The 10,339-nt window shown below is 48.0% G+C and carries 9 protein-coding genes and 5 tRNA genes; 9 read left to right on the top strand and 5 right to left on the bottom strand.

Annotated elements, in window-relative coordinates; all coding sequences use genetic code 11:
- Positions 1-171 precede the first annotated feature (171 nt).
- Both RUMCAL_RS08810 and RUMCAL_RS08805 read right to left on the bottom strand, forming a co-directional pair.
- Positions 172-247 (bottom strand) — tRNA-Gln (locus RUMCAL_RS08810).
- A gap of 165 nt (positions 248-412) precedes the next feature.
- Positions 413-488, bottom strand: a tRNA-Gln gene (locus RUMCAL_RS08805).
- Positions 489-799: 311 nt separating this feature from the next.
- Between RUMCAL_RS08805 and RUMCAL_RS08800 the strand changes: the two genes are divergently transcribed.
- The 5 genes from RUMCAL_RS08800 (at position 800) to RUMCAL_RS15085 (ending at position 6,073) form a co-directional block, all read left to right on the top strand.
- Positions 800-2,170: an MATE family efflux transporter gene (locus RUMCAL_RS08800; protein ID WP_341349368.1), complete on the top strand. Its 1,371-nt coding sequence runs from the start codon at positions 800-802 to the stop codon at positions 2,168-2,170.
- Positions 2,171-2,316: 146 nt separating this feature from the next.
- Entirely contained in the window at positions 2,317-2,688 is a 372-nt protein-coding gene (locus RUMCAL_RS08795) for a CidA/LrgA family protein (RefSeq protein ID WP_021682406.1), read from the top strand.
- Positions 2,681-3,373 (top strand): LrgB family protein, encoded by a 693-nt coding sequence (locus RUMCAL_RS08790; RefSeq protein WP_021682405.1) that lies wholly within the window; start codon positions 2,681-2,683, stop codon positions 3,371-3,373. The genes RUMCAL_RS08795 and RUMCAL_RS08790 overlap by 8 nt, the downstream gene beginning before the upstream one ends.
- Before the next feature lie 8 nt (positions 3,374-3,381).
- The gene (locus RUMCAL_RS14660) at positions 3,382-4,068 is read left to right on the top strand and encodes a FadR/GntR family transcriptional regulator (protein WP_021682404.1); all 687 of its coding nucleotides are present in this window, start codon (positions 3,382-3,384) and stop codon (positions 4,066-4,068) included.
- Between the two features lie 196 nt (positions 4,069-4,264).
- Entirely contained in the window at positions 4,265-6,073 is a 1,809-nt protein-coding gene (locus tag RUMCAL_RS15085) for a glycoside hydrolase family 5 protein (protein ID WP_021682402.1), read from the top strand.
- Positions 6,074-6,279: 206 nt separating this feature from the next.
- Here the strand turns inward: RUMCAL_RS15085 and RUMCAL_RS08775 are convergent.
- The 3 genes from RUMCAL_RS08775 to RUMCAL_RS08765 form a co-directional block, all read right to left on the bottom strand.
- Positions 6,280-6,356 (bottom strand) — tRNA-His (locus tag RUMCAL_RS08775).
- Positions 6,357-6,383: 27 nt separating this feature from the next.
- Positions 6,384-6,460, bottom strand: a tRNA-Arg gene (locus RUMCAL_RS08770).
- A 3-nt stretch (positions 6,461-6,463) separates the two neighbouring features.
- Positions 6,464-6,537, bottom strand: a tRNA-Gly gene (locus tag RUMCAL_RS08765).
- Between the two features lie 368 nt (positions 6,538-6,905).
- On the opposite strand from RUMCAL_RS08765, the gene RUMCAL_RS08760 reads away from it, so the two are divergent.
- The 4 genes from RUMCAL_RS08760 to RUMCAL_RS08750 all read left to right on the top strand — a co-directional run bounded on the left by RUMCAL_RS08760 (position 6,906) and on the right by RUMCAL_RS08750 (position 10,255).
- Complete coding sequence (locus RUMCAL_RS08760; RefSeq protein WP_021682400.1) at positions 6,906-8,279, top strand: MATE family efflux transporter; 1,374 nt, start codon at positions 6,906-6,908, stop codon at positions 8,277-8,279.
- Between the two features lie 232 nt (positions 8,280-8,511).
- Positions 8,512-8,679 carry a DUF7230 family protein gene (locus RUMCAL_RS15545; RefSeq protein WP_021682398.1) on the top strand — a complete coding sequence of 56 codons (168 nt, stop codon included), beginning with the start codon at positions 8,512-8,514 and terminating at the stop codon, positions 8,677-8,679.
- Positions 8,672-9,772, top strand: a complete 1,101-nt coding sequence (locus tag RUMCAL_RS08755) for an RtcB family protein (protein WP_021682397.1) — start codon at positions 8,672-8,674, stop codon at positions 9,770-9,772. Before RUMCAL_RS15545 ends, RUMCAL_RS08755 begins: the two co-directional genes overlap by 8 nt.
- Before the next feature lie 6 nt (positions 9,773-9,778).
- Positions 9,779-10,255 (top strand): hypothetical protein, encoded by a 477-nt coding sequence (locus RUMCAL_RS08750; protein WP_021682396.1) that lies wholly within the window; start codon positions 9,779-9,781, stop codon positions 10,253-10,255.
- Positions 10,256-10,339: the final 84 nt, after the last annotated feature.

Here is a 10,339-nt window from a genome sequence, read left to right as displayed (position 1 = left end):
TCGCCAGACGCTCTTTGTGCGGTATTGCCTCAAGTAAAATTCCCATAAAATAAAAAATCCCCCGTTTTGTGACAGAACAAAACGGGGGATTTTTTGCAGCAGGGGAGAAGAAGCACCAGATACCGGCAGAGCATAAAAAAACAGCCCCTACTATTGCAGGAGCCGTTGATTTGGTTGGGGTGGAAGGATTTGAACCCTCGGAATGATGGAGTCAGAGTCCACTGCCTTACCGCTTGGCTACACCCCAGTATCTTTTGTTGTTGGTATCTCTCCAACCGACTATATTATTATACCACGGTACGCCTGAAAAGTCAATTCTATATTTTGTAAAGGATACAGGAATATTCTATGAATCCAGAAACCGCTGCTGCAAAAAATAAAAAAAGCAGTTTCTCTTTCGAAACTGCTTTACTGGTTGGGGTGGAAGGATTTGAACCCTCGGAATGATGGAGTCAGAGTCCACTGCCTTACCACTTGGCTACACCCCAGTTTATTTTCTGTCGTCTGTATCAGCCGACTTAATTATTATATCACAATTCCGGAGAGATGTCAACCGATTTCCGAAAAACAGAAAAAAAAAAAGAAAGTAGAATTTGTTCTGAAAAATCAAATGTTGAATATCGATTGTACAATTGAAATAAAGCGATTTGTTCTAATTTTTACAGTTCACTTTTCAAGATTGACTTTTTGCAGTTGGCGTGATATAATGGCAATACCGCACAAAGAGCGTCTGGCGACTTTGCACGGTATTGCCAATAAAAAATACAACTTTGAATGAAAGAGAAAAGAGATGATCGCCTTGCGTACAAAGGCAAAACAATACGAAATGGATATGTGCAGCGGTCCGATCCTGCGGAAAATGCTGATGTTTGCACTGCCGCTGATGCTGTCCAGTATTTTGCAGCTGTTGTTTAATGCAGCGGACATTGTGGTGGTGGGAAAGTTTGCCGGTGACAATTCGCTGGCGGCAGTCGGCTCAAACACTGCCCTGATCAATCTGCTGACCAACTTGTTTATCGGGCTGTCCATTGGTGCGAATGTTGTGGCGGCACGTTCCTACGGGGCAAAGACGTGGGACGATCTGCGGGACACGGTGCATACATCTATGCTGTTAAGCATGATTAGCGGCGGCTTGCTGATGGTGCTGGGCGTGATCGGTGCCCGACAAATGCTGATCTGGATGCAGACGCCGGAGGAGGTGCTTCCGCTGGCAACCACATACCTGCGAATCTACTTTCTGGGTATGGCTTCTACAATGGTCTATAACTTTGGCAGTGCTCTGCTGCGGGCAGTGGGGGACACCAAACGGCCGCTGTATTTCCTGCTCTGTGCCGGTGTTATCAATGTGGTGCTGAATCTGATTTTTGTAGTCGGCTTTCATCTGGACGTAATGGGTGTTGCCATTGCTACGGTGATCTCCGAAACCGTTTCCGCATTGCTGGTGCTGCGTTGTCTGATGAAAGAGTCTGGCGGGATTCATCTGGAACTGCGTGCTCTGCATATTCATCGAAAGAAGATGATACAGATTTTGCGAATTGGTTTGCCGGCGGGATTTCAGGGCGTGGTATTCGCTTTGTCCAACGTGGTGATCCAGTCCTCGGTCAACATTTTCGGAAACATCGTGGTTGCCGGAAACTCTGCCGCTGCCAATCTGGAGGGGTTCGTGTATATGGCAATGAACGCCTTTTATCAGACCACCCTTTCCTTTGTCAGCCAGAACTACGGGGCAGGGGAACAGAAGCGAATCCACCGAATCGTACTTCTGGGAGAAGCCTGCGTGATCGTCACTGGTACGCTGCTGGGAAATGCGGTTGTATTTTTCGGGAACGAATTGCTTCACATCTACTCCAGCAATCCGGAAGTCATTGCCGCGGGAATCGTGCGTCTGCACTATATCTCTATGGTTTACGCTCTCTGCGGCATTATGGACGTTATGGTGGGAGCACTGCGTGGTATCGGATATTCTGTTATGCCGATGATCGTTTCCATTGTGGGCGTGTGTGTGCTGCGTCTGGTGTGGCTGGCGACGGTGTTCCAGATTCCGGCGTATCACCGAATCGAAACAGTTTATCTGTCCTATCCGGTCACGTGGATACTGACCAGTCTTGTCTATATCGTGTTCTTTATCTGGGTACGCGTCCGAACGTGCCGGAAATCGGCTGCTGCCTGAGTGCGTTTGAAAAGCTGCTGTATGCTCCAAAGGCATATGGCAGCTTTTTCTATTTCTGCATAAAATTCGTACTGTAAAATGCTTGACGTGTCATAATCTCCGTGCTATAATAGATTGGTAGTACCAATTAAAGAGGTGTTTGTCAAATGAAATGGATGAAACAATTTGGAATCATTCTGTTGGTTTCCTTTGTGGGAGAGGTATTGGAAAAGTGGATCCCGCTGCCGATTCCGGCGAGTATTTACGGCATCATACTGCTGTTTCTCTGCCTGAAGCTGCGGATCATTCCCCATGAATCCGTGCATGAAACGGGAAAATTTCTGATCGAGATCATGCCGCTGATGTTTATTCCGGCGGCGGTGGGCTTGCTGGAAACATGGGACGTGATCGCACCGGCGTGGCTGGAGTATGTGGCGGTCACAGTGCTTTCCACATGGATCGTGATGATTATTTCCGGTAAGGTAACACAATCAGTCATTCGACATAGAAAAAAAGGAGTGCAGGAAAATCATGTTTGACTTTTTGGAAAATTCAGCGTTTTTTGGCGTGGTGATCAGCGTGGCATCTTATGGCCTGGGACTGCTGCTGAAGAAAAAATTCAAGCTGGCAATTCTGAATCCGCTGCTGATCTCCATTATTATCACCATTGCATTTCTGGCGTGTACCGGAATCAGCTATGAGAAATACGATGAGGGTGCGAAGTATCTGAGCTATCTGCTGACCCCTGCAACCGTTTGCCTTGCTATTCCGCTGTACGAGCAGCTGGAATTGTTGAAGAAGAACTGGCACGCAGTCCTGATCGGCATCTTGTCCGGCGTGTTGTCCAGCCTGGGGGCAATTCTGGGAATGGCAGTGCTGTTCAGGTTCAGCCATGAGGAATATGTAACGTTTTTGCCGAAGTCCATTACCACTGCCATTGGCATGGGCGTTTCGGAAAAGCTGGGCGGCTATGTGTCTATCAGCGTTGCCGCAATTATCATTACCGGTGTGCTGGGGAATATTTTTGCGGAAATCGTTTTCCGGCTGTTCCGGATTCAGGAGCCTGTGGCAAAAGGCATTGCATTGGGCACGGCTTCCCACGCCATCGGCACTGCAAAGGCAATGGAACTGGGAGAAGTGGAAGGTGCGATGAGCAGCCTGTCCATCGTAGTTGCCGGTTTGATTACCGTAATCGGGGCAACGATTTTTTCACATATCATGTGAGGTGGCTTATGCAGGAAGAAACCAGAGAGTATCAGAAAGTGATCTCTTATTTGTCCCAGATGATCGCCAGCGGAGAACTGGCTATTGGTTCTCGGCTGCCTACAGAACGCAGTCTTGCGGAAACGCTGTCGATCGGGCGAAACTCTACCCGAGAGGCTCTGCGAATGTTGGAGCATACCGGCGTGATCGTCTGCAAGCGTGGCTCCGGCAACTATCTGACCGGAAACGTATCCCGCCCAATCACGGAAATGGTACATATGATGCTGTTGCTGGGACAGACTGACCGAAAAGAGATCTGCTCGTTTCGGCGGAATATGGAAAAAGCAGTCTGTCGGGCGATTCTGGATCAGGACACCTTTTTCCGCTGGAAGGAACAGGCAGCCGCCTTGCTGCAAAAGGCACAGGAACAACAGCCGCTGGATCGGCAGATCGAACTGGATCGGCAATTTCATTTTTTGCTGATCCATGCCACGGAAAATCAGTTCTGGATCGCATTGCTGGAACCAATTACAGAAGTTTACCGCAAGTGGATCGATACCGCATTGCAGACGGCAAGTGATACTGTCAAGCAAAAGCTACAGGAATCACATACCATGCTGTTTCAGGCGTTGTGCCGCGGAGATTATCCCGCCTGCGAAAAGGCAATCGATGCTCACTATGATTTGGTGGATAATGAACTGGAAAAAGAAATATGAGGGCAGCACCGTACAAGCTTTGTGCGATAATCCCTATAGAAAGCACTGCATCAACGAATGTCACAGTTTGTGCAGTGCTTTTTTATGCAACATTCCGATTTTGGGGTGAATTCTGCTGTGAAATGCCACAAAAATTCTTGACAGCTTCAGATTCTATGGTATAATAGAGGTATATGTCATTTGGAGGTACAAACGTATGAAATTTTGGAAAAGACTCACTGCCTGTGCATTGACAGCTGCTATGGCGGCTGGATTTGCAGGCTGTGGCAGCTCCGGCGGAGATGCTTCGAAAAAAGAAGATTCCGATAAGGAAGACGCAGTGATTCCCTACGACAGCGATTTCACCATCGGTGTGGACAAGATCGCTGAAGCTATGGGTGCCGGCTGGAATGTGGGAAATCAGCTGGAAGCCAATTCCGGCGGAAAAGTCAACGAAACCGTATGGGGCAATCCGGAGATCACACAGGAACTGATTTCCGCAGTGGCTGATGCTGGATTCACGACTGTTCGTGTGCCGGTTTCCTATCTGGATCGCATTGATGATGCGAACGGCTATCAGGTGGATTCCGCTTGGCTGGACCGTGTGGAAGAAGTGGTGCAGTATTGCTATAATGAGGGACTGTATGTGATTATCAATATGCACGGCGATGGCTATAATAGCATTGACGGCGGCTGGTTCCTGGTAAACGGCGAAGATCAGGATATGATTCGCGAAAAGTATGAAGCGGTATGGAAGCAGATCGCGGAACGCTTTGCAAAGTATGACGAACATCTGATTTTCGAATCCATGAACGAAGAATCTGACGGTACATATGATGGCGACCCGAACAAGGAGTACTATGCAAATCTGAATCAGTACAATCAGATTTTTGTAGATACGGTTCGTGGTACGGGCGAAAAGAACACGCACCGCTGGCTTTTGGTTCCGGGCTGGAACACCAACATTGAGTACACCATAGGGGACTATGGCTTTGAGATGCCTACTGATGAAAAATGTTCTGCTGGAGAAAGCCGCATGATGGTTTCGGTACACTACTATGACCCGTGGGATTACTGTGGTATAGAGGATCTGAAAACCATTCTGTGGGGCGAGTACGGCGATAATCTGATTGAAGTGAACGGCTTCCCGAAGATGAATAAGGCAAAATGGGGCGACGAATCTTATCTGGACGATCTGTTCAGTCGCATGCAGGAAAAATTCGTAAAGAATGATATTCCGGTTATCATTGGTGAGTATGGCTGTATCGACAAGTCCTCGGCTTATGCAGATTTTGCCGGACAGATTCAGGGTAACCGTGCATACTGGGACGGCTATGTTGCAGGTAAGGCTGCTTCAATGGGCATGATTCCGGTATACTGGGATAACGGCTTTAACGGCGTGTATGGCTTTGGTCTGTTCGACCGCAACACATATGAGCAGACACAGCCGGAGATCATCTCCACCATTCTGAAAGCAGTAAAGAACAAAGACCCGAAGGCTGGTCTGGATACTGTCGTAGAAAATAAGGTGGAAAAGACAGACGATGCACATGCATACATCGGCATTCAGACGGAAGTTTACACATTCCGGAACACCTGCAGCGATGCCAAGTACGGCAAGGACACGGATTACTTCAACACACTGATCAAGTGGGGCGAGGACGACCAGATCATTGACACTGGTGCGAAATTTACAGATGCGACCATTTCCGCAGACGGTACTTATACCGTTTCTGTGGACGGTTACGATTTCTCCTCTGACAGCAGCAAGCTGAACATGCTGTTTGTCAGCACAGACTTTGCCTTTAACAACACGCTGAAAGTCAGCGATGTTGTTGTAAAGTGCGACGATCAGGAGATCCCGATTGACAAACCGCTGGTAATGGCTGATGATCAGGGCAATTTCTACATGGAACTGGTGAACATTTACAACACTGATCTGGCAGCGTTGGATTATACCATGCCGAAGAACAGCTTTAGCATTACCTTTACCATTGAAGGTATGGACAGCGTTCTGGCTGCGTAAACTGTAATAAACCTTATTAAAAAAAGATTCCTCTCAACAGGTTAGTGGTTGGGAGGAATTTTTTTGCTTTGGGGATGGATTCGTCAGGAAATGGGGGATGCTAACTTTGGCTTTGCACGTTAGGATTTTGTTAGGATAACACAAAAAAGGCATAATACAAATTCCGGTTCAGGAACTGTATTATACCTTTTTTGCGTGATATTTTGTGGGGTGGGAGATGGGATTCGAACCCACGATCTTCGGGACCACAATCCGACGCTTTAACCAGCTAAGCTACACCCACCATATATGCGTCCCTCTGCGGGACTTTTGGCGCGCCTTACTGGATTCGAACCAGTGGCTTACTGCTTAGAAGGCAGTTACTCTATCCAGCTGAGTTAAAGGCGCTTTTGGAGCGGGTGATGGGAATCGAACCCACGTAACCAGCTTGGAAGGCTGGAATTCTACCATTGAACTACACCCGCATGGCGTTTATCGGTTTCGTTTATCTCGTCAACCGACTTATATATTATAGCACAGTACAACGAATTTGTCAAGCTTATTTTTCAATGTTTTTCCATCAATTTATGCGATTAAAAGTAGAATTCTGCAAAATAAACGAAAGTAAATGGAGCGAGTCACACTAAACATGCCGAAAACTGATTTTTACGCTTCTTCATTTCGATTTGCTATTCAGACGAAAATGTGCTATAATAAAAATGACAGCATTCAGGAAACACTGCATAAAGCTTGTACGTAAGATGCACGGTCAGATTTTTCGGCAGATTGCGTGCAAAGCCGTCAGGCGGATTTTATGCAGTGTTTCCGTAATATATAGAAAGAGGTATTCGCTATGGGAATAGAAAAAGTTCCTGCCAAGATCGATATGCTGCACGGGTCACTTTGGGACAAGCTGCCACGCTTTGCACTTCCGGTTGCAGCCACGGCGATTCTGGAACAGCTGTTTAATGCATCGGATATTGCCATTGTAGGCAATTTTTCAAGCGGGGATAAAACTGTTGCCGTTGCGGCGGTAGGGGCAAACAGTCCGCTGATCGGGCTGATTCTAAACTTATTTATTGGTATTGCACTGGGTGCCAACGTCGTAATTGCCAATGCTATCGGCAGAAAGGACATGCGGTCCGTCAAGAAAGCCGTACATACCGCCTTAATCGTAGCGGTGCTCAGCGGCATTGTGGTAACAGTTATCGGGGAACTGGTAGCAGGAAAAGTCATGGGACTGCTTCACGTGCCGGACGATGTTTTTCCGGAGGCATTGCTGTATCTGCGGATTTATCTGTTGGGGCTGCCGGTCATTTTTCTCTACAATTTTGAAGCGGCAGTGTTCCGGAGCATCGGCGATACGAAGATTCCATTGCAGGCTCTATTGATTTCCGGCGTTTTGAACGTGATTCTGAACCTGTTCTTTGTCATCGTGCTGCATATGACCGTCAACGGCGTGGCAATTGCCACAGTAATTGCCAACGGTGTCAGCTCTTTGATTTTGCTTTGGAAACTGCTGCATACTGACAAATGCGTTCGCGTGTCACGGAGCGACTTGTGCATTGACCGGCAGAGTTTGCTTCGCATTGTGCAAATCGGACTTCCGGCGGGAATTCAGAGTGCTGTTTTTGCAATGGCAAACATTGTGATACAGTCTGCTATCAACAGTCTGGGAACTACGGTGATCGCGGCTTCCAGTGCGGCGTTCAATCTGGAGATACTGGCGTACTACGTGCTGAATTCGTTCAGTCAGGCGTGCACGACGTTTGTGGGACAAAATTACGGGGCAGGCAATATGCGGCGTTGCCGAAAGGTACTGGGGCTGTGTCTGGCGGAAGATGCCATTGCATCTGCGGCGGCAATCGGGCTGATTTTGATTTCCGGTAAATTCCTGCTGTCGATTTTCAACCACGATCCGGAAGTAATTCAGATCGGGTATGTCCGTCTGGTCACCATTTTTTCCGCCTACGTGTTCAGCATGCTGTATGAAGTGATGTCCGGCTATCTCCGCGGATTTGGCATTTCGCTGGTGCCGGCAATTTTGACAACGATCGGTGTTTGCGGAATCCGGTTCGCGTGGATCTATATCGTGTTCCAGAAAAGTCAGACATTTCAGACGATCATGCTGGTTTATCCGGTCAGCCTCGCAGCAACCGCAGTATTGATCGGCATTGCCCTGCTGGTCTATCGTCCGTCACGGCGGCTGGAAAAGAAAGCTGTATAAGGGAAACACTGCATAAAGCCCGCCTGACGGCTTTGCACGCAATCTGCGTACAGATTTTCCCGTCATATTGCCCAGAAATCCCTTGCCATAATAACGGCAGTCTGCCTGCGGAATTTCTGACAATCTGCCAAAAAATCTGACTACGCATCTTACGCACAAGCTTTATTCAGTGTTTCCTAAGCATTCGTAAAACAGAAAAGAAACATACTTTTACCCGAAAGGAGAAACGATCATGGAAAAATTCGTACCATTTGAAAAACTAAGCAAGAAGAAACAGAAAGCACTGAACGACCAGAAACGCGGCGATTGGGGAAATGTCAACCCTGCCACACAGGTCTTGCCGGACAAGAAGAAATATTCCAGAAAACAGAAACACAAGGGGAGTGAACTCGATGATTAAAATAGAAGGCACTTATAACACAGCGATCGTCTATGCAGATACCATAGAAGCGGGTGCCGAGGGGCAGATTCAGAAGCTGGTATCACAGGAATTCACCAAGGGCAGCCGGATTCGCATTATGCCTGATGTACACGCAGGCAAGGGCTGTACCATTGGAACGACCATGACCATTACGGATAAGATCGTGCCGAATCTGGTGGGTGTAGACATTGGCTGCGGCATGGAAACGGTGGAATTGAAAGCCAAGAGAATCAACCTGCCGGAACTGGACAGTTTCATTCACAAGAATATTCCCTGCGGCTTTGAGATTCGCAGTGCCGCACACAAATATATCGCCAATACCAGACTGGAAGAACTGTACTGTAAAGAAGCAGTTTCCATGCCCCGTGCGGAATGCAGTCTGGGGACACTGGGCGGCGGCAACCACTTTATTGAAGTGGACAAGGCAGAGGACGGCACACTGTATCTGGTAGTGCATTCCGGCAGCCGAAATGCCGGCTTACAGGTGGCAAAGTACTATCAGGACAAGGCGTATGCTCTGCTGAAAGAAAACGGGGAAATTCCCTATGAATTGGCATACTGTGAAGGGGAACTGCTGGAGCAGTATCTTCACGATATGCAGATCATGCAGGAATTCGCCGACTGGAACCGTCGGGCAATTACGGATACTATTCTGAAAGGCTGTAAGCTGAAAGAACAAGGACGGTTCACGACGATTCATAACTATATCGATATAGAAAACCGGATTCTTCGGAAAGGGGCGGTTTCTGCACAGGCAGAGGAGTTGCTGCTGATTCCGATCAATATGCGGGACGGTTCGCTGATTTGCAGAGGAAAGGGCAATGCCGAGTGGAATTGTTCTGCTCCTCACGGAGCCGGCAGACTGATGAGCCGGAGCGATGCCAAGAATTCTTTTACCGTGCATGCCTATCGGAAGGAAATGGAGGGCATTTATTCCTCGACTGTCAGTGCAGAAACGCTGGACGAATGCCCTATGGCATACAAGAGCAAGGAAGCCATTCTGGAACAAATCACGCCGACCGCAGAAGTGGTGCGGGAAATCCAGCCGGTCTATAACTTTAAGGCGGAGTGATTGAATATGTATGGCATGGTTTTAGGTGGTGCGTGGCTGCTTTCGGTATCGGAAACGGCAATTGAAGTATTGCATCACCCCTCTGAAACTTTTGAGTTTGATTCTGTTGTGAAGCTGGTGCAGCAATACGGAAACGCCAGTCAACAGAAGCTGGCGGAACAGTATGCCTGCACGCCGAACGACACGCTGAAACGGCAGCTGATTGCGGTCTACCAGGACACGTGGTGCAAAGTGCGTGCGTGGGGTGTGTTTCAGGAGACAGTGACTTTTCGAATTGCCTCTGTAACATACCAGTGGTATCCGGCGATCACAGCATTTCTGCGTGCCAACCCGCGATTTCGGGAATCGAAAATTACGGTGGAACCGGAGCAGGCATGGGAGAAAAGAGCATATATTGATGCAGTGCCATATGATGTGATTTTGAATCCGGCGAATCGGGAGCGTTTTCCAAAAGCATTGACATCTGGAACTGACTTCAGATAGAATGTTTGCGTGAAGTGATGATTTTATGCCATTGTTCGCAGTATGGAATCGTAAAGGCAATACCGCACAAAGATTGTGCGACAG

It is taken from the genome of Ruminococcus callidus ATCC 27760 (assembly GCF_000468015.1).
GTDB classification, from domain to species: Bacteria; Bacillota; Clostridia; order Oscillospirales; family Ruminococcaceae; genus Ruminococcus_C; species Ruminococcus_C callidus.
Note: the sequence above shows the minus strand (reverse complement) of the source record. Positions and strands in the feature narration are given on the sequence as shown.

What these genes read in the sequence shown, in the direction of transcription:
- RUMCAL_RS15545 (WP_021682398.1), top strand. Translation starts at nt 8,512, where the DNA reads ATGGAAAAATTCGTACCATTTGAAAAACTAAGCAAGAAGAAACAGAAA.
- RUMCAL_RS08760 (WP_021682400.1), top strand. Translation starts at nt 6,906, where the DNA reads ATGGGAATAGAAAAAGTTCCTGCCAAGATCGATATGCTGCACGGGTCA.
- RUMCAL_RS08755 (WP_021682397.1), top strand. Translation starts at nt 8,672, where the DNA reads ATGATTAAAATAGAAGGCACTTATAACACAGCGATCGTCTATGCAGAT.
- RUMCAL_RS14660 (WP_021682404.1), top strand. Translation starts at nt 3,382, where the DNA reads ATGCAGGAAGAAACCAGAGAGTATCAGAAAGTGATCTCTTATTTGTCC.
- RUMCAL_RS15085 (WP_021682402.1), top strand. Translation starts at nt 4,265, where the DNA reads ATGAAATTTTGGAAAAGACTCACTGCCTGTGCATTGACAGCTGCTATG.
- RUMCAL_RS08750 (WP_021682396.1), top strand. Translation starts at nt 9,779, where the DNA reads ATGTATGGCATGGTTTTAGGTGGTGCGTGGCTGCTTTCGGTATCGGAA.
- RUMCAL_RS08795 (WP_021682406.1), top strand. Translation starts at nt 2,317, where the DNA reads ATGAAATGGATGAAACAATTTGGAATCATTCTGTTGGTTTCCTTTGTG.
- RUMCAL_RS08790 (WP_021682405.1), top strand. Translation starts at nt 2,681, where the DNA reads ATGTTTGACTTTTTGGAAAATTCAGCGTTTTTTGGCGTGGTGATCAGC.